We start from the raw sequence: 18,463 nt of genomic DNA, 5'->3' as shown, positions 1-18,463 counted from the left end.
CCGCGGCGAGCCTCTCGGCGCGCGCTGACCGCGCATTCCGCTCGGCGGTGCTCCCAAGAACGGATTGGTGCAGGACTTCAGCGAGTGCGGTTCCTCGTGCTCGACCGACATCTCCCCCTGGAAGCACGCCGAAGCGCCCCTAGCTCTTGGGAACCCTGAAACGCTGCCCTGGGACCGACGCCATGGATAACCCCCTTCCTCTGGTCGAATTTCTCGCCTTCATTGGCTTGGTGCTGTACCTGTTTACGATGCCGTCGTCGCCGCTGCGACGGGACTCTTCGTCCAGCAAGCAGGCAGACGACGCTGGCGACCAAGCCGCTGGCCAGCCCGAACGCAAGGAGTGATCGCGAAGCCGAGCTGGGCTTCGCCTGATCCGGCGCGCGGCGGTGACGCCGCGCGGAAAACTGAGACAACGAGCGAACGCTTGCCGTCGGAGCCAAGGTCGGCGAGTCGGCCCGAGCGACTCAGATCGCGTCGAGCGCCTCGGCCAGCGACAGCACCGGCTTGATGGCGAGACCGTCGACGCCGCCCTTGGGCACGTTAGCCTTTGGGGCGATGACCTGCTTGAGGCCATGCTTAGCGGCCTCCCGCAGCCGGTCCGGGCCATTCGGCACCGGCCGGATCTCACCGGAGAGACCGACCTCGCCGAACACCGCGAGGTCCAGCGGCAGCGGGCGGTCGCGGTGACTGGACAGCACGGCCAGCAGCAGGGCCAAGTCCGCGGCGGTCTCGGTGACACGCACCCCGCCGACGGCATTGACGAAGACATCCTGGTCGAACATGGCCACACCGCCGTGGCGGTGCAGCACCGCCAGCAGCATCGCGAGCCGGTTTTGCTCCAGCCCGACGGCGACCCGGCGCGGGTTGGCGAGCGGGCTCTGGTCCACCAGCGCCTGCACCTCCACCAGCATGGGCCGGGTGCCCTCGCGGGTCACCAGCACGACGGAGCCCGGCACGGGTTGATCGTGGCGGCTCAGAAAGATCGCCGACGGGTTGCGGACCTCGCGCAGGCCCTTGTCCGTCATGGCGAAGACGCCGAGCTCGTTGACGGCGCCGAAGCGGTTCTTGACGGCGCGGATCAGCCGGTGCGCGCCGTCCGGCTCGCCCTCGAAGTAGAGCACCGTGTCCACCATGTGCTCCAGCACCCGTGGGCCCGCGAGCGCACCTTCCTTGGTGACATGGCCCACCAGGAACACGGTGGTGTCCGTGAGCTTGGCGAAGCGCACCAGTTGTGCCGCCGTCTCGCGCACCTGCGACACGCTGCCGGGCGCGGACGTCAGGGCATCGGTGAAGAGCGTTTGAATGGAATCGACAATGAGCACCCGCGGGCGCTCGACGGCGGCGGTGGCGATGATCTGCTCGACGCCGGTCTCCGCCAGCAGGCGCAGCCCGCCGCCTCCCTTTGCCTCGGCGCCTGCCGCGAGCCCGAGCCGATGCGCCCGCAGGCTCACCTGCTGGGGTGACTCCTCGCCCGTCACATAGAGCACCGGCGCGGCCACGGCGGACGACGTGCCGGCCACGGCCGCGCCCGCCTGCAACAGCAGCGTGGACTTGCCGATGCCGGGGTCGCCGCCGATGAGCACCACCGAGCCCGGCACCAGGCCGCCGCCGAGCACCCGGTCCAGCTCCGCGATGCCGCTGGGAGAGCGGCTCTGACGCTCCGGTGAGACCTCCGCCAGCGACAAGACCTCGCTTGGCTTCAGTACCGCGCCTCCCTGCCCTTGCGCCGCCCAACCGCCACGCGCCGCCGGCGCCGCGGCCACTTCCTCGATGCTGTTCCAGGCGCCGCATTCCGGGCATTGCCCGGCCCACTTGGGCAGCTCGGCACCGCAGGCGTTGCAGACATAGGCGCCGCGGGATTTCTTGCGGGGCTGGGCCATGGTGTCCTGGCTGGCCGGCGCCGGCTCAGTAGCCGCCGTCGGCGTAGAGGTTGTCGGCGAGGTTCTCGAACTTGGTGTACTGGCCCAGGAAGGCGAGCTTGACGGTGCCGATGGGGCCGTTGCGCTGCTTGCCGATGATGATCTCGGCGACGCCCTTGTCCGGGCTGTCCTGGTTGTAGACCTCGTCGCGGTAGATGAAGATGATGATGTCCGCGTCCTGCTCGATGGCGCCGGACTCGCGCAGGTCCGACATCACCGGGCGCTTGTTGGGCCGCTGCTCCAGGCTGCGGTTGAGCTGCGAGAGCGCAATCACCGGCACGTTCATCTCCTTGGCCAGGGACTTGAGCCCGCGGCTGATGGCCGAGATCTCGGTGGCGCGGTTCTCGCCCTCGCTCGGCGCCTGCATGAGCTGGAGGTAATCGATCACCACCATGCCGAGTTCCTTCTCCTGGCGCTTCAGCTCCCGCTGCAGGCGGCGCACCCGCGCACGAACCTCGGTCGGCGACAGCGCCGGCGTGTCGTCGATGAACATCGGCGCCTGGGAGAGGATGTGCACTGCCGACGTCAGCCGCGGCCAGTCCTCGTCGGTGAGCTTGCCGGTGCGCACCCGGTGCTGGTCGATCTGCCCCAACGACGACATCATGCGCATGGCGAGCGAGTCCCCCGGCATCTCCATGCTGAACACCGCCACGCCCTTGCCCGTCTTGATGGCGACGTTCTCCGCCATGTTCATCGCGAAGCTCGTGTTGTGTACACAGATGTCGTTCGCTACAAAGTTGTGGGTATCGGGCACGGTAAGGTCATAGACCTGCCGCAGACCGAGGGGCTCAATGGACACGATGGGGTCCCAAAGGACATCGCTGCTGGCCAAATCGATCAACGATGGGTCGTCAACAGCGGCGGCGAGCTGGGCCAAACGCCGCCGACTCAACGTGCGCCGGCCGACATGGATATTGCTCGTGCCGCGCAGACCAGCGCGCTCCGCAAGCCGCGACCACGGCTCATCGCCCTTTGCGGCGCGCAGACGGTCCCACACAGCGAGCGGAACGAGATCCACGTTTGTCTGCACACGCTTTTCTTCGAGCGCCGCGAGCACCCGCGCCAGCGCTTCCTCTTTCGATAAGATGCCGATGTCTTCGGCAAAGGCCCGGATCGCAGCGCTGTCGGTGATGTCGAGCTGCCAGGCGGACGACCGCTTACCGCGATAGGGGACACGACGCTGACGCAGCTTCGCAATGATTCCAAAGCGAAGCAGCAAGTGCTGCACCTGGCGGGCCAGGCGTTCGCTCACCGATGCGAAGCCGATTTGGCACTGGCCGCTCCCAAGTACCGTCGCCCAGCCATCCGTTGCGAACAAGCGATTCAAGAACATGGCCAACTGCGCCGCAGGGAGACGAAAGACCGGCTCGGGCACGAGCTTGTCGTGGGCACCACGACCCCAGAGGTCCAGCGACATCAGCCAGCGCGTCAAGGCGTTCGGGGCGTTCTTCGCCCGTGCCAACCGGTCGCCGGGAGACCAGCGCACCCCGGCATCTGCGAAGAAGCGGTCGATGGCGTCAAAAAGCCCTGAACCGGGCGTGCTGCGTCCTTGGATCCAGTCGCAAACGCTGGCCGGGCTCGCGCCGGCGGCCAGTGCGAAGCGCCGCTGTGGGCATCCCATCGCAGCCAGCGCAGTGCGCAGCTCGGTACCGAAGGCCGCCCGCCCCGTTTGGATCGCACTCCGGTCAGCGACGACACAGACATCGGCCGTCCGATGCGGCCGCTGTCTCAGCACCCCCCGGACGCCGCCAAAGGCATCCGCCGCGGCGATGAAGTCTGCCTGCAGCACCGGATCTGCGTTGGTGAGCTTGGGCGTCGCGCCGGTCAGACAGCCATCGCCGATCAACAGGCCGAGCAGGCGAACCTCGCAGTCGCGCATCGGCGCATCACCGAATACCGGCATCCGGCGCGGCACGGCGACCGATTCACCAACGCTCAGCGCTACAAGCGGCCGCCAACCATCCAGAGTCAGGAACGGGTGTGGCGCAGTCGTCTCCACGACGCGGCCAAGCCTTGTCGTGACACGAAAAACCGGCTTCTCACCATCATCGACGAAGGCACTCGGCTGCGTGATCTCAAGACGCAAGTGTTCATCCAGTGTCAGCAGGTCCGCGTGGCGCTGCCGGACGAGCGCCTCAATGGTCCGGACGCTGCCGTCGGCGAGCACGATCTCCGTGTCCGCGGCCACGCACTTACCCATCGACGGCCTGCCGGCGACGATGATGAGATCGGCGTTCTGCAGCCCCGAGGTCTTCATGTCGAAGTCCACGAAGCCCGTCGGCAGGCCGGTGATGGGCTCGTCGCGGTGGAACAGCTCGTCGATCTTGTCGACGGCGATCTTGAGCAGGCTCTCGATGGGCTGGAAGCCGCCGCCGCGGGCAAGCTGCTCGGCGATGGCGAAGACCTTGGCCTCGGCGGCGTCCAGAATCTCCGCCTCGGAACGGCCCTCGGTGTCGAAGGCGAGGTCGGCGATGGACGTGCCGGCCTTCACCAACTGGCGCAGCACCGAGTTGAACCGGATGATGCGCGCGTAGTGCACCGCGTTGGCCGCCGAGGCGGTGTTGCGGTCGATCTCCGCCAGATACTCCATGCCGCCGACGTCGTCCAGCAGCTTGCGCTTCTCCAGTGTCTCGGCCAGCGTGACCACGTCGAAGGGCTGATCGTTGTCCGCCAGCAGGGCCACGGCGCGGAACACGAGCTGGTGCTCGCGGCGGTAGAAATCCACCTCCCGCACCTTGTCCGCCACCAGCTCCCAGGTGCCGTTTTCCAGCATCAGCGCGCCGAGGAGGGATTGCTCCGCCTGGACGTTGTGCGGCGGCACGCGCATGCCCTCGAATGCCCCCGGAAAATCGGATTCCACGATCATATCCCCCTGTTTTTACTGGACAACAGAACCCTTTCCGCGATCCGGCCAAAAGCTCGGAGCGGCGCGCGACGGGATTGTCGAAGCCATGGGAAGGAGGGCGATTGTCCGCCCGCAGACGGACGCGGACAAGCGCCCGGCGGCGATGCCCGACAGTCGGTGGCCGGGATGACCGGAGCCGGCTGACAAGCCATGCGGCCCGGCAACCGCCACACCACCGGTCAGGTGGAGACCGCGAGCCGTTGTGCGGGTGGTTGGTCGAGTCCGGCGCCTGCCGTCGAGTGCTTGGATGCGGCCGAGCGCGCTGCCGTCCCCGGCGCGATGCAGCCCCTGCGGCCGAGACTATGAACGCATTCGGTGTAGGTCGGGTTAGCGATAGCGTAACCCGACCATCAACGGCGCACCGTCGCCCAGCGTCAGGTTACGCTGCGCTAACCCGAACTCCCATAACCGCTGCTCCAGGCGGCGGTACCGTGGGAACGCCACTGCCTTTTGTGGCGCGATGATGGCCGCGCGGCTGTTTGCCGCTTGACGGTTACTCGGGACGTGGTGGGCTGCCCTGCCGCCGGTCGCGGCACCGAGAGTGCCGCTCCCACACAAGCGTGCCGCTCCCACACAAGCGTGCCGCTCCCACAAGAGCTGACCACAATCCGCTCGCTTTCGGCATTGCGAGCGATACGCTCACGGTCTCAGCCCCCGTGGGAGCGCCGTCCCCGGCGCGATAAGCGCTTGCGGTACAAGGCGCTCCCCTCGACAGGGGAATCGCGGCGGGGACGCCGCTCCAACGGCCCGGACGGCGCGCGCGGGAGCGGTGCGCTGCCCGGCGGCCGCAGCCGGGGCGTCAGTTGAAGGGTACGATCTCGACCAGGATCACGACATCGATGTCGGAGTGCAGGTGCAGCTCAACCTCATACTCGCCGATGTTGCGGAAGGCGCCCTGGGGCAGGCGCACCTCGCTCTTGGCGAGCTCGATGCCCGCCTCGCTGACGGCGCTGGCAATGTCCGCGGTACCGACAGAGCCGAACAGTCGGCCCTCGTCGCCGGCCTTGCGCGGGATGGTGACAGTGAGCCCCTCGAATTGCTCGCGACGGGCCTCGGCATGAGCCAGGGCCTCCGCGGCCTGGGCTTCCAACTCGGCGCGGCGCTCCTCGAAAGCCTTCAGGTTGGCCTCGGTCGCGGGCACCGCGGCGCCTTGCGGGATCAGGAAGTTGCGGCCGTAGCCCGGGCGCACGGCGACCTTGTCGCCGAGATCGCCGAGGCCACCGACCTTTTTCAGCAGGATGACGTCCACTTGGGATTCCTCGAAATCGCTGTTCGACAGCGCTGCGTCAGCAACCGGCTGACGCGGAGCGCCTGGCTGATCGGATCACCGGTGCGGCTGGACAGCGCCGCACTCAATGCCCATCGGTGTACGGCAGCAGCGCCAGGTAGCGGGCGCGCTTGACGGCATCGGCGAGCTGGCGCTGGTACTTGGCGGAGGTACCGGTGATGCGGCTCGGCACGATCTTGCCGGACTCGCTGACGTACGCCTTGAGCAGGTTCAGATCCTTGTAGTCGATCTCGGTGATGCCTTCGGCGGTGAAGCGGCAATAGCGCTTGCGGCGAAAGAAGCGGGCCATGGATTGGGTCCTCTCGGTGCGTTCGGTGGCTGGCTGGGCTCAGGACTGGGCTCAGGACTGGGCTCAGGGCTGGGCTCAAAAGTGGGCTCAGTCGTCGTCGCGACGCTGGCCGGACGAACGGTCATCGTCATCACGACGCCCACGCGACGGACGATCGTCGTCGTCGCGGCGGCCGCGACGCTCGCCCCGCTCCCCACCACGCTCGTCACCGCCCTCTTCGTCGCCTTTCAGCAGCGGCGACGGGTCGGTGACGGCCTCCTTGCGCCGGATGACCAGGTTGCGCAGCACCGCATCGTTGAAGCGGAAGGCGTTCTCCAGCTCGTCGAGTGCTTCCTGATCGCACTCGATGTTCATGAGCACATAGTGCGCCTTGTGGACCTTGTTGATGGGATAGGCCAGCTGGCGGCGCCCCCAGTCCTCGAGCCGGTGGATCTTGCCGCCGTGCCCCTCGAGGTTGCTGCGGTAGCGGTCGATCATCGCCGGCACCTGTTCGCTCTGGCTCGGATGCACCAGAAAAACCACTTCGTAATGTCGCATGAAGCTCCTCACGGGTTTGGAAGCCTCCCGACGCGGTGGCATGATTTCGTCGCGCGGTGAGGCAAGGAGATCGCCGCAGGCGCGGCGAAGCCCGCCAGTATGTCGGTTTCCTCGCGTCGATTCAACCCACGGGATGCGACCAGCGCCGAAAGGCATGCCTCGCTGCCGGCCGCCGGAAGGGCGTGGTGCACGCGGTACGCACTGCGCCCACGCCGCAACAAAGGCTCAAGGTGTGCGGATCAGAGCGACGCCCACGCTGTTGGCAAACGGCGGCCGCTGACGCGACAATGCCCGGCCAGGGAGACGCTGATCGATTGGCATCTCCCGAGACGTGGCCCCGCCGCCGGGTAAGGCGCGGGCCGAGGCTCAAACGGAGGAAAGCCCTTGATGCTTCGCGTTCTCGCTCGTGCCCTCTGCATCGCGGCGGTGCTCGCAACCCTGGCGGGCTGCGGCTCGTCCGGCGGCGGCCCGGAAGTCATCGCCATCAGCAACGACGAGAGCTACCAGGGGCAGTTGGCGGCGGCGGTGTCGCCGGTGCAGTTCGCCGGCGGCTCCGAGGCCGACCGCAACTGGCTGCAGCACGAGATCGCTCGCGGTGTCGGCGAATCCAACGCCTTCGCCACCGTTGTCCGGCTCTCCGCCCGTGGTGAGGCGAACGAGGCCGAGGTCATCATCGATCCGACCGTGGTCAGCGTCGAACGATACAGCGGCGGCCTCAACCGCGTGGACCTCCGCGTGCGCGCCTCACGCAAATCCACGGGCGCCGTGGGCCTGGACCAGGTATACCGCGGCAAGCGCAACGGCCAGACCAGCGCCATCAGCGACGCCGTGGCGGCCCTGAGCAAGGACCTGGAGCGGACGTACGGCAAGCAGCCTGTCTATTAAATCAGGGGCTAGCGACGAGGTGCTAGGGGGAGAGTCCTCCCGCATGTGATCATCGTCCTCGTGCATTGATGCGGAAGTATCGAGACCACGCTCAACGCCGCCCGCAGCGTTGATCCGTGTCGACCTGGAGGCCGACACTCCGGCCGTGGGTCGCGATGGCCGGAGTGTCGCCCAGGGCGACACTCGCTCGCGCCGGACCGCGAACGGTATCGGCAATTCCAAGGACGTGCACTAGCCCCTAGCCCCTCATTTCACCGGTACTGCCGCAGATACCACCACTCGAAGAGGCGCTTGAGCCAGTGGAAGGCGACGGAACTGGGGAACACCCAGTTGTGCTTCTCGGTACGCCAGACGACCATGCCGCGATCGATGGCGTCGACGATGCAGAGCAACTCCACGTGAAAGGTGGTATCGGCCGGCCGGGTCTTGAGCTCCGCCACCAGGTTCTTCGCCGCCGCCTTGGCCTGAAGGTCCGCCATGTGCGCCTGCTTGGGCATCCAGTCCGGGCCCGGGAAGCTGCCGGAGTCGCCCACCACGTAGACCCGCTCGAAGCCCGGCACCCGGCAGTAAGCGTCGGCCTGGACGAGCCCGCCCTCGGAGCGCGGCAGGTTGGTGTTGTCGAACCACTGGTTGCCGGTCATGCCGGGCATAAACACGATCAGATCCGCCGGCAGATCGCCGCCCTCGGTCATGACCTTGTCCGCCGCGAAGCCCTTCAGCTTGTGACCCACGTGGGTCTCGATGCCGACCTTGTGCATCTCGCCTAAGAGCTTGTCCACCGCCTTCGGCCCGAGCCGGTTGCCCGGCCGCGGCGCCGGTGTGAAGAATACGATGCGGAAGCGCTCGCGCCGGCCCTCCTTGCGCAGTTGACGGTCGAGCCCGAACAGGAACTCGAAGATGGGGCCACCGCGCACGGCCGAGGGCTCCTTCGGATTGCCCGAGAAGCCCATCGCGACCGTGCCGCCATCCAGTTGCCGGAGGCGGTCGCGGATGCCCTGGGCGGCGGCGATGCCCTCGCATGGGGTGAAGGCGTGCTCGATGCCTGGCAGCTTCTTGATGAAGCGCCCGCCGCTGGCGATGATCAATCCGTCGTTGGCGATATCGCCGTCGGTGGTGACGAGGGTGCGGCCATCGTCGCTCAAGCCGGTGGCCTCGGCCGCGTGGTGCGTGACCTGCATGCGCCGGAAGAAGGGCCTCAGATCGACGCGCAGGTCCTCACCGCTGCGCAGCCCCGAGGGCACCCAGATGAGGCCGGGCAAATAGACGAACTCGGGCCTGGGGCTGACGACCGTGATGTCGAGGTCGCGGTCGGCCTCACGCAGGGCCGAGATGGCCGTGAGCGCCCCGAAGCCCGACCCGACGATGGTGACGCGTGACATGGAACCTCCTGCTGGGGAAAACTGAAAAGAAAACGGTGGAAGACCGGGGCAAGGCCGGCACGAGCACGGTGCCGGCTCAGCCGCCGCCACCTCCCGTGGCGTGCAACAGCGGCAGCAGCACCGGCCAGACATTGTCCAGGAGCCGCGGCTGCGCGACGGCGGTGGGATGCAGCCCGTCTGCTTGCATGAGGGCGCGATCCTCGGCGACCCCGTCCAGCAGCCGCGGCACCAGCGCGGCACCGGTCGCTGCCGCCACTTGGGCATAAACGGCCTGGAACTGTTCCGCGTAGGCGCTGCCGTAATTGGGCGGCAGGCGCACGCCGACCAGCAGCACCCGCGCACCCGCCGCCTGCGCCTGTTGCGTCAGATCCTCGAGGGCGGCGGCGATGCGCTTGGGCGGGAAGCCTCGCAGGCCATCGTTGGCGCCGAGCTCGATGATGACCACCGCCGGCCGGTACTCGGCCAGCAGCGCGGGCAACCGCGAGAGTCCACCGGCAGTGGTGTCGCCGGAGATACTGGCATTCACCACCTGGTACGGCAGACCCTGGTCGGCCAGGCGCTGCTCGAGCAGGCTGACCCAGCCCTGATCCAGCGCCGTCCCGAAGCCGGCGCTCAGGCTATCGCCGAGCACCAGCAGCGTCGACGGTCGTGCCGACGGGTGCGCGGGCGCGGCGGATGCCGCCGGCGCCAACAGCGACAAGATCAACAGCAGCAGCACCGGCAGCGGCTGCGCGCAGGAGACGTCAGGAGACTGCATGAACACCCCAGAGATTCTGTGTCGGGCAGACGAGCTCGCGAAGCATGTTAGCGGTCCGGGCGGGCGGCTGACCATCCTGCGCGGGCTCTCGCTCAGCATCGCCGCCGGCGAGGCGGTGGCCATCGTCGGCGCCTCCGGCAGCGGCAAGTCCACCCTGCTGGGACTGCTGGCGGGGCTGGACACGCCGAGCGACGGCGACGTGGAGCTTTGCGGCGCCAGCCTGTCCGCGCTCGACGAGGACGGCCGCGCGGCGCTGCGCGCCGGGCGCGTCGGCTTCGTGTTCCAGAACTTCCAGCTGCTGCCGACGCTGACGGCTCTGGAGAACGTCTCCCTGCCGCTGGAGCTGGGCGCCGCGGCGGACCCGGACGCGGCCAATGGCAAGCCCAATGGCGGCGGCGAAGCCCACGCCAACGGCCGCGACCCCACCGCCGTCGCCCGCGAGGCGCTGGAGCGCGTCGGCCTCACCGCCCGCGCCAGACATTATCCACGCCAGCTCTCCGGCGGCGAGCAACAGCGCGTGGCCATTGCGCGGGCCTTCGCCCCGGGCCCCCGGATCCTGTTCGCCGACGAGCCCACGGGCAACCTGGACCTGGCCACCGGCGCGAAGGTCATCGAGCTGCTGTTCCAGTTGCGCGCCGACGCCGGCGCCGCGCTGGTGCTCGTCACCCACGACGAGACCCTGGCCGAGCGCTGCGACCGCCGGCTCGCCATGCGCGACGGCCGCCTGGAGGCGCTCCCATGAGCAACAACGCCAGGAGCAACGGCGCCATGGGCAATGGGTCCATGGGCAACGAGCGCGTGCGCAAAGAGACGGTGCGCAAGAACACCGTGGGCGCGCGAGCCATGCGGGCGTGGTCCAAGGGCGCACGCGCCGCGCACGCCCTGCCCGTGGGCGCCTGGCTGCTGGCGCTCAAGCTGCTGCGGCGAGACTGGCGCAGCGGCGAGCTGTATCTCCTGTCCGCCGCGCTGGTGCTGACGGTGGCAGCCATTACCGCGGTGGGCTTCTTCACCGACCGCATCGAGCGCGCCATGGAGCGCCAGGGCGGCGAGCTCATCGCCGCCGACCTCGCCATCGACTCATCCCGCCCCATTCCGGAGCGCTTCGCCGACGAGGCCGCCCGGCGCGGGCTCGGCATCGCCCACACGCTCACCTTCGCCAGCGTCGTGCTGGCGGGCGACGACAGCCAGTTGGTGCAGGTCAAGGCCGTCGACGACGCCTATCCGCTGCGCGGCAAGATGCGCCTCGAGGCGGCCGTCGGCGCCGAGGAACACCCTGCCACGGGTCCGCCCGCGCACGGCAGCGCCTGGGTGGAGCCGCGCCTGCTATATGCGCTCGGCAGCGACGTGGGCACCGACATCGACCTGGGCGAGGCGCGCTTCGCCGCGGACGAGCTCATCGCCTACGAGCCCGACCGCGGCGGCAACTTCTTCCAGATCGCCCCGCGGGTCATGATTCGGCTGGACGACCTGCCGGCGACGGGCCTGGTCACCGAGGCGAGCCGGGTGCGCTATCGGCTCCTGCTGGCGGGCGAGCCCGCCACCGTTGCGGCGTTCGCGGCCTGGGCCAAGCCGCTGTTGCCCGCCAACGCCGGGCTCCTCGACGCCCGCGACGCGCGGCCCGAGTTCGCGTCCGCGGTGGAGCGCGCCTCGCGCTTCCTGCACCTGGCGGCCTTGACGACGCTGCTGGTGGCAGGCGCGGCCATGGCGCTGGCGAGCCGCCGGCTGGTGGAGCGCCAGACCGACGCGGTGGCGGTGATGCGCTGCCTGGGCGCGCCGCGCCACCTGCTGACACGCATCTTCGCGCTGCGGCTCCTGGCGTTCGGCCTCATCGCGAGCCTGTTGGGCTGCCTGGTGGGCTGGCTCGGCCAGCGCGGGCTGGCCAGCCTGCTGGCGGGCTGGTTCGACGGGCCGCTGCCGGCGGCGTCGATTCAGCCCGTGTTCGTCGGGCTCGGCACGGGGCTGGTGGCGCTGGCGGGCTTCGCGCTGCCGCCGCTGTTGCAGCTCGCCGACGTGCCGCCACTGCGGGTGCTGCGTCGGGACCTCGGCGCGCCGCGGGCATCGGTGGCACTGGCGGCCCTGGCCGCCGCCGCGGCGCTGGCGGTGCTGCTGCTGTGGCAGGCGGCGGACTTTACGCTCGCCTGGAAGCTCCTGCTCGGCGTCATCGGCGCGCTGACGGCCCTGGTGGCGCTGGGCGCACTGCTGGTCTGGCTCGCCGGGCTCGCGGCGGCGCGCACCCGCGGCATCTGGCGGCTCGGGCTGGCCGGACTCGCTCGGCGGCCGGCGGCGGCCATCCTGCAGATCGTCGGCTTCGGGCTCGGCATCCTCGCGCTGCTGCTGCTGGCGGTGGTGCGCGTGGACCTGCTGCGCACCTGGCAGGACACCCTGCCGGAGGGGGCGCCGAACCGCTTCCTGATCAACATCCAGCCGCACGAGAAGGATGCCGTGGCGGACTGGCTCGCCGCGCATGACATCGACACCACCGGCGTCTTCCCGATGATCCGCGGCCGGCTCACCGGCATCGGCGGCGCCACGGTGGAGCCGGACGACTACGCGGACCCGCGCGCGCAGCGCCTGGCGGCGCGCGACTTCAACCTCAGCTACGGCACGCGCCTGCAGCAGGACAACGAGGTCATCGCCGGGCGTTGGTGGGGCGGGGACACGCCGGCGTCTCAGCCTGCACCGCAGTTCTCGCCCCAATTTTCGGTGGAGGAAGGCATCGCCGAGACGCTCGGCATCACGCTCGGCGACGAGCTGCGCTTCTGGGTGGCGGGCCGGGAGCTCGCGGCGCCCGTCACCAGCCTGCGGCGGGTGCAGTGGGACAGCTTCAACGTCAACTTCTTCGTCATCGGCACGCCGGGGCTGCTGGAGCAGGAGCCTGCCACCTACGTCACCAGCTTCTACCTGCCCGCCGCGCGCGAGGCGCTGGTGCCGAAGCTGTTACGGGCCTTTCCGAGCGGCACCATCATCGACGTGGGCGCCCTGCTGGACCAGGTGCGCGGCATCATCGAGCAGGGCATCCGCGCGGTGGAGTACGTCTTCCTGTTCACCCTCGCCGCGGGATTGGTGGTGATGTACGCCGGCATCCAGGCGAGCCTCGCGGTGCGCCGCGGCGAGCACGGCGTGCTGCGTACCCTCGGCGCCAACCGCCGGCAACTGCTGCGGGGGCTGCTGGTGGAGTTCACGGCGACCGGGCTCCTGGCGGGGCTCACGGCGTCGATCTTCGCGGAGGCGACGGGCTACGTGCTGGCGCACCAACTGTTCAAGCTGCCCTTTACGCCGAACCCCTGGCTTTGGGTCGTGGGCGTGCTCGGCAGCGGCGTCGCCATCGGCCTCGCCGGCACGCTCGGTACCTACCGGGCGCTGGTTAAGCCGCCGCTGGCGGCATTGCGGCGGGCGGGCTGATTGGCTTCACTCGGCTGCCGTAGGTCGGGCCGACGCAGGAGGCCCGACAAACAAGCCCCAACAGTAAGAACTTATCCGTGCAGGATCGTAGGTCGGGTTAGCGCAGCGTAACCCGACCTACATCGAAATAGCTGCCCGGTCTCTGACGCGCCGTCACTGCGCGAGGAAGAAGTCCCGCCACGGTTCCATGCCGTCCGGCAACCTGCCGTGGACACGGTCGTGGATCCGCTGCAGCAGCGAAAGATCCGGCAGAACGCAGGCGCAGGCGTGGTTGCGGTGGCCGTGTACCGCACACAACAACCCAAGCTCGGACAGCGCCGCGGGCGACCACCGCCGCGCCACGCCAGCGCTGTCGAAGATCAGGGCGCGCAGGGCCTTCGTCGCCGCCGCCGTGCCCCAAACGCGGGTGAGCAGCGCAACGGCATTGGGCGCGGCATGCTCCAACTGCGACTCCGGCAGCCAGTCCGGCACCGGCGGCGCATCAGCCACCGACGGGCGCCGGCGGGCCGGGCTGCCGGCTTCACCTGCACCCACACCGGCGACCAACCCGGCATCCGGTGCCTGCGAGCCTTGCCCGGAATCGCCCTGGTCCGCCGGCACCGCGGCGGCCGCGCGCCCGTCATCCAGGAGCTTCACCTGGCTCTGCCGCTTCAGGCGCGTGAAATTTAGTCGCTTGCGGCGATCGACCCACAACCTACGCCAGTCTGCGCCGGGCCGCCGCGACCCGCTTGGCAACTCCAGCGCACTTGCGCGGACTGCCGATCGGCGCGCACGGGGTGAGCACGCTGCCGCTGATTGCTATCATGCGCCCGCACCGGACCCAGGACCGACTCATGCGCATCGACTCATCACCCAGGTCTGCCCCCGTCTCCCAGCAACCCGGATCGCGACCCGGATCACTGTCCGGACCGCTCGTCGGGCTGCTCGCCGGACTCCTGGTCGCCGCGGTAGCCGCGGCGCAGCGGCCCGCCATTCAGGACCTCGATCTGCGCGTGTCCGCGGCGGACATCGAGCCGGCCGTGACCATCAAGAAGTACGAGAACCGCACGGTGGAGGAGTACAGCGTGAACAACAACACCTACATGGTGAAGATCACCCCCACCGTCGGCGCACCCTACTACCTGGTGGACGAGAACGGCTCCGGCGATATGGAGTGGCGGCGCAACGCACCGGGCGGAAATATGAACGTCCCCCAGTGGACCCTGTTCAGTTGGTGAAGAGAGGAACGCAATCGATGAACCTGATGGCCTTCCCGCGCAGCCGCCACCGGGGCGCTCCCAGAGGCGCACGCAGCGACGCCCATCGGGGCGCGCACATCGCCCTGCTCGCCTGCACCCTGTTGCTCGCCTCCACGGCGGGCGCCGGTACAGTTGACGCCGTGCGCGAGCGTGGCGTGTTGCGTTGCGGCGTCAACGGCGAGGTGCGCGGCATGTCCCTGCGCGACGAAAACGGCCACTGGAGCGGGCTGGACACCGACTTCTGCCGCGCCGTGGCCACCGCGGTGCTCGACGACCCGAACGCCGTGGAATTCGTGCCGGTGGGCTCGGAGGAGCGCTTCGCCGTCGTGCGCGACGGCAAGGTCGACCTGCTCGCCCGCAACACCACCTGGACCGGGCTGCGCGACATCACCGAGGGGGTGAGCTTCGCCGGCGTGCTGTATTACGACGGCCAGGGTTTCATGGTGCCGCGCAAGACCAATACCCTGAGCGCTCTGGAACTGGGCGGGGCCAAGGTCTGCGCCATCGCTGGCAGCACCAGCATCGACAACGCCAAGCGCTACTTCACCCGCAACCGGATGTCGCTGCAGGTGTCCGTCCACCCGGACCTCACCAGCGCCGCCAAGGCCTATCTTGACGGCCAATGCACCGCGCTCACGTCCGACCGCTCGCAACTGCATGCCCTGCGCGCCGGCCTGGACGACCCCGCCGCGCAGCGGATTCTGCCGGAGTCCATCTCCAAGGAGCCACTCGGCCCCGTGGTGCGCGACGGCGACCAGCAGTGGTTCGACCTCGTGCGCTGGACCCTATTCACGCTGGTGGAGGCCGAGGAGCTAGGCATCAACTCCGGCAACGTCACCGGCGCCATGGAACACGCCGAAAGCGACGAGGTGCGCGCGCTGCTGGACCTGGACGGTACCACCGCGAAGGTGCTCGGCATCAAGCCGGCCTGGGGCTACCGCGTCATCCGCCGGGTGGGCAACTATGGCGAGCTGTTCGGGCGCAATCTCGGCGCCGCGTCCGGGCTGGACGTCAAGCGCGGCCTGAACGCGCAATGGTCCGCGGGAGGACTCATGTACGCACCGCCCGCCCGATGACACCGCGCGGAACAAGGTTCCTCAAAGGCAATCCATGACCCGGGTCCGCCGGCGCGGAAATGCGGCGAGCATCGGGACAGAGTCGGAATCGGGATCGCTATCGGGATCGACCGTCGATCCGGAGTCCGTCCGCAGCCGTGGGAGCGCCGCCCTCGGCGCGACGGGCGCCCAATCGCGGCGGGGACGCCGCTCCCACGGGGCCATGCCCCCTGGACGGAGTTATGATCAAGGCGCCGAATTGGGATCGGGATTGATTTCGATACCGATACCGATAGCGATAGCGATCCCGACCGCCCCGCTGGGCGGATCATCGCCGCCCATGCGCTGATCGGCGCAGGCAGAAATTCGGCGGCAGCGCACTGGTGCGAGTACGACATCCGGCATGACAAGCGACCAAGCACTCATACAGCCCTTCTCCGGCCTGCGGCCCGCGCCCGGTCGGGCGGCGGAGGTGATCGCACCGCCCTACGACGTGGTGGATGCCGAGGAGGCACGCCGGCGCGTCGCCGGGCGCCCACACAGCTTTCTGCACATCTCCCGCGCCGAGGTGGATCTGCCCGCGGGAACAGACCCCTATGATCCGCAGGTGTACGCCCGCGCGCGCGCGAGCCTCGACGCCATGCGCGCGGCGGGCGTCCTGTGTCTGGACCCCGCACCGCACTACTACGCCTACCGGCTCGACCTGGGCGGACGGCAGCAGACCGGACTCGTGGCCGGCGCCTCCGTGGCTGCCTACGCTGCCGGTCGCATCAAGAAGCATGAGCTGACCCGCCCGGCCAAGGAGGATGACCGGGTGCGGCAGATCGACGCGCTGGACGCGCAGACCGGCCCCGTGTTCCTGGTGCATCGCGCCACGGCGGCGATGCGCGATCTGCTGGCGCAGACCTGCGACGCCGCGGCACCCGACGTGGACGTCACCGCGCCCGACGGCGTCCGCCATCGCCTCTGGGTCATCGCCGCACCAGAGGCCATCGCGGCGCTGACCGAGGCCGGCGCCGCCCTGCCCGCCCTCTACATCGCCGACGGCCATCATCGGGCCGCCGCCGCGGCCCGGGTGGCCACCGAGCGCGGCACCGCCGGCCACGGGCGCTTTTTGGCCGTGCTCTTTGCGCACGACGAGCTCGACATCCTGCCGTACCACCGCGTCGTGCAGGACCTGAACGGCCTCGACCGCGACGCCCTATTGATCCGCATCGGCGAGCGCTTCGACGTGCAACCTGCCGACGCCCCGGTGCAGCCCACCGCGCGCACCGAGTTCGGCCTCTACTGCGACGGGCGCTGGTGGCGGCTCAGGTTGCGGGACGCCTTTCTGCCAACCGCGACGGACCCCGTGAGCCGGCTCGCGGTGAGCCTGGTGCACGAGCACCTGGTGGCCCCGGTGCTCGGCATCACCGACCCACGGCGGGACGCGCGCATCGACTTCGTCGGCGGCAGCCGAGGCCTCGACGGCCTGATGGCGCCGGTGGATGCCGGGCGCATGCGGCTCGCCCTGTCGCTGCCGCCGACCGGCATCGAGGAGCTGTTCGCCGTGGCCGACGCCGGTGCCATCATGCCGCCCAAGTCCACCTGGTTCGAGCCGAAGCTGGCCGACGGTCTCGTGAGCCTGCTGCTGGACCCGCTGCCGGAATAGACGTCCGGCACCGGCGTCCTGCCCGCTCCCGCCGCACGCTTTCCGCCCCCATATTCCCAGCATGGTGCAGAGCATCACCAACCTGCCCGAGCGCGTCGACGACGATGCCGCCACGGTGAGCCACTGGCTCGGCCATGTCGCCGGCCACTACGACGCCGACGCCTGCGCGCGGCTCGCCGCCGCGGGGGAGCTGCTGCTGCGCTGCCATGGGGAAGAGCGGCTGGAGACCGGCGAGAGCGCGGCACGGCACCGCCTCGCCAGCGCCGATATCCTGTTCGACCTGCGCATGGATGCCGAGACCCTCTGCGCGGCACTGCTGCAAGGGTGTCTCGGCCGGGAAGGCATCGACGAGGCACTGCTGGCGGAGCGCTTTGGCGCGGGTCTGGTGCGCATGGCCACCGACCTCGCCCGCATCCATCACCTGACCAGCGTCGAGTACGTCGCCGAGGGCGGCAAGCGCGCCGCACGCAACCGCCGCGAGCACGAGGAAAACCTGCGCCGCATGCTGCTCGGCATCGGCGAGGACGTGCGCGTGGTGCTGGTGGTGCTCGCCGACCGGCTGCATCTGCTGCGCCGCTCCAAGCACCTGGCCCGCGCGCGCCAGTTGGAGATCGCCGACGACACCCGCCGCGTCTACGCCCCGCTCGCGAACCGCCTCGGCGTCTGGCAGATCAAGTGGGAGCTGGAGGACCTGGCCCTGCGCGCCACCGAGCCCGAGGACTACATGCGCATCGCCCGCGCGCTCAGCGAGCGGCGCAACGAGCGCCAGGGCTACATCGCGCGCGTGCTGGAGCTGCTGCGCGCGGAGCTCGCCGCCGCCGGCATCGCCGCCGAGGTCACCGGCCGGCCGAAGCACATCTACAGCATCTGGCGCAAGATGCAGCGCAAGGGCGTGGACATCGACCAGATCTTCGATCTGCGCGCGGTGCGCATCCTGGTGGACGACGTGCCCGCCTGCTATTCGGCCCTGGGCGTGGTGCACGGACTCTGGCGGCACATCCCGTCGGAGTTCGACGACTACATCGCCACGCCCAAGGGCAACCAGTACCAGTCGCTGCACACCGCCGTCATCGGCCCCGAGGACAAGCCGCTGGAGGTGCAGATCCGCACCCACGCCATGCACGAGCACGCCGAGTACGGCGTCGCCGCGCACTGGGC

General features: G+C 69.5%; 16 protein-coding genes. 8 read left to right on the top strand and 8 right to left on the bottom strand.

The genetic code is table 11. From position 1 onward, the window contains the following. Positions 1-182 precede the first annotated feature (182 nt). A complete protein-coding gene (locus LJE69_RS16065; protein WP_296926958.1) occupies positions 183-344 on the top strand; it encodes a hypothetical protein in 162 nt (53 codons plus the stop codon). A 120-nt stretch (positions 345-464) separates the two neighbouring features. Here LJE69_RS16065 and radA read toward each other — a convergent pair whose 3' ends face one another. The 5 genes from radA to rpsF form a co-directional block, all read right to left on the bottom strand. Continuing rightward, positions 465-1,880, bottom strand: a complete 1,416-nt coding sequence (radA, locus tag LJE69_RS16060) for a DNA repair protein RadA (RefSeq protein ID WP_296926956.1) — start codon at positions 1,878-1,880, stop codon at positions 465-467. Positions 1,881-1,905: 25 nt separating this feature from the next. Beyond that, the gene (gene dnaB / locus LJE69_RS16055) at positions 1,906-4,746 is read right to left on the bottom strand and encodes a replicative DNA helicase (RefSeq protein ID WP_296926963.1); all 2,841 of its coding nucleotides are present in this window, start codon (positions 4,744-4,746) and stop codon (positions 1,906-1,908) included. An 877-nt stretch (positions 4,747-5,623) separates the two neighbouring features. Beyond that, positions 5,624-6,073, bottom strand: coding sequence for a 50S ribosomal protein L9 (gene rplI, locus LJE69_RS16050; RefSeq protein WP_296926954.1), 450 nt, complete (start codon positions 6,071-6,073; stop codon positions 5,624-5,626). 103 nt (positions 6,074-6,176) lie between these two features. Beyond that, on the bottom strand, positions 6,177-6,401 hold the full coding sequence (gene rpsR, locus LJE69_RS16045; protein WP_200237904.1) for a 30S ribosomal protein S18: 225 nt from the start codon (positions 6,399-6,401) through the stop codon (positions 6,177-6,179). 87 nt (positions 6,402-6,488) lie between these two features. Further along, positions 6,489-6,938: a 30S ribosomal protein S6 gene (gene rpsF, locus LJE69_RS16040; RefSeq protein WP_296926951.1), complete on the bottom strand. Its 450-nt coding sequence runs from the start codon at positions 6,936-6,938 to the stop codon at positions 6,489-6,491. A 387-nt stretch (positions 6,939-7,325) separates the two neighbouring features. On the opposite strand from rpsF, the gene LJE69_RS16035 reads away from it, so the two are divergent. Next, complete coding sequence (locus LJE69_RS16035; RefSeq protein WP_296926949.1) at positions 7,326-7,823, top strand: hypothetical protein; 498 nt, start codon at positions 7,326-7,328, stop codon at positions 7,821-7,823. A gap of 251 nt (positions 7,824-8,074) precedes the next feature. Here the strand turns inward: LJE69_RS16035 and LJE69_RS16030 are convergent, their stop codons facing one another. Further along, on the bottom strand, positions 8,075-9,202 hold the full coding sequence (locus LJE69_RS16030) for an FAD-dependent oxidoreductase (protein WP_296926947.1): 1,128 nt from the start codon (positions 9,200-9,202) through the stop codon (positions 8,075-8,077). A 76-nt stretch (positions 9,203-9,278) separates the two neighbouring features. Further along, positions 9,279-9,959, bottom strand: coding sequence for an arylesterase (locus LJE69_RS16025; RefSeq protein WP_296926945.1), 681 nt, complete (start codon positions 9,957-9,959; stop codon positions 9,279-9,281). Between LJE69_RS16025 and LJE69_RS16020 the strand changes: the two genes are divergently transcribed. Both LJE69_RS16020 and LJE69_RS16015 read left to right on the top strand, forming a co-directional pair. Beyond that, positions 9,958-10,701: an ABC transporter ATP-binding protein gene (locus LJE69_RS16020; protein ID WP_296926943.1), complete on the top strand. Its 744-nt coding sequence runs from the start codon at positions 9,958-9,960 to the stop codon at positions 10,699-10,701. The two genes, LJE69_RS16025 and LJE69_RS16020, sit on opposite strands and share 2 nt — an antisense overlap. Before the next feature lie 101 nt (positions 10,702-10,802). Continuing rightward, the gene (locus LJE69_RS16015) at positions 10,803-13,361 is read left to right on the top strand and encodes an FtsX-like permease family protein (RefSeq protein ID WP_296926961.1); all 2,559 of its coding nucleotides are present in this window, start codon (positions 10,803-10,805) and stop codon (positions 13,359-13,361) included. Between the two features lie 153 nt (positions 13,362-13,514). Here the strand turns inward: LJE69_RS16015 and LJE69_RS16010 are convergent, their stop codons facing one another. Next, the gene (locus LJE69_RS16010) at positions 13,515-13,997 is read right to left on the bottom strand and encodes a hypothetical protein (RefSeq protein WP_296926941.1); all 483 of its coding nucleotides are present in this window, start codon (positions 13,995-13,997) and stop codon (positions 13,515-13,517) included. 197 nt (positions 13,998-14,194) lie between these two features. On the opposite strand from LJE69_RS16010, the gene LJE69_RS16005 reads away from it, so the two are divergent. The 4 genes from LJE69_RS16005 to LJE69_RS15990 form a co-directional block, all read left to right on the top strand. Then, on the top strand, positions 14,195-14,578 hold the full coding sequence (locus LJE69_RS16005; protein WP_296926939.1) for a DUF2782 domain-containing protein: 384 nt from the start codon (positions 14,195-14,197) through the stop codon (positions 14,576-14,578). Positions 14,579-14,595: 17 nt separating this feature from the next. Continuing rightward, entirely contained in the window at positions 14,596-15,675 is a 1,080-nt protein-coding gene (locus tag LJE69_RS16000) for an amino acid ABC transporter substrate-binding protein (RefSeq protein ID WP_296926937.1), read from the top strand. 382 nt (positions 15,676-16,057) lie between these two features. Continuing rightward, positions 16,058-17,305 carry a DUF1015 family protein gene (locus tag LJE69_RS15995; protein ID WP_296926935.1) on the top strand — a complete coding sequence of 416 codons (1,248 nt, stop codon included), beginning with the start codon at positions 16,058-16,060 and terminating at the stop codon, positions 17,303-17,305. Between the two features lie 61 nt (positions 17,306-17,366). Then, on the top strand, positions 17,367-18,463 hold a 1,097-nt coding region (locus LJE69_RS15990), incomplete at its 3' end, for an HD domain-containing protein (protein ID WP_296926933.1).

This window comes from Thiohalocapsa sp., from assembly GCF_022340605.1.
Lineage (GTDB): Bacteria > Pseudomonadota > Gammaproteobacteria > Chromatiales > Chromatiaceae > Thiohalocapsa.
This window is presented reverse-complemented; position numbering and strand designations above follow the sequence as displayed.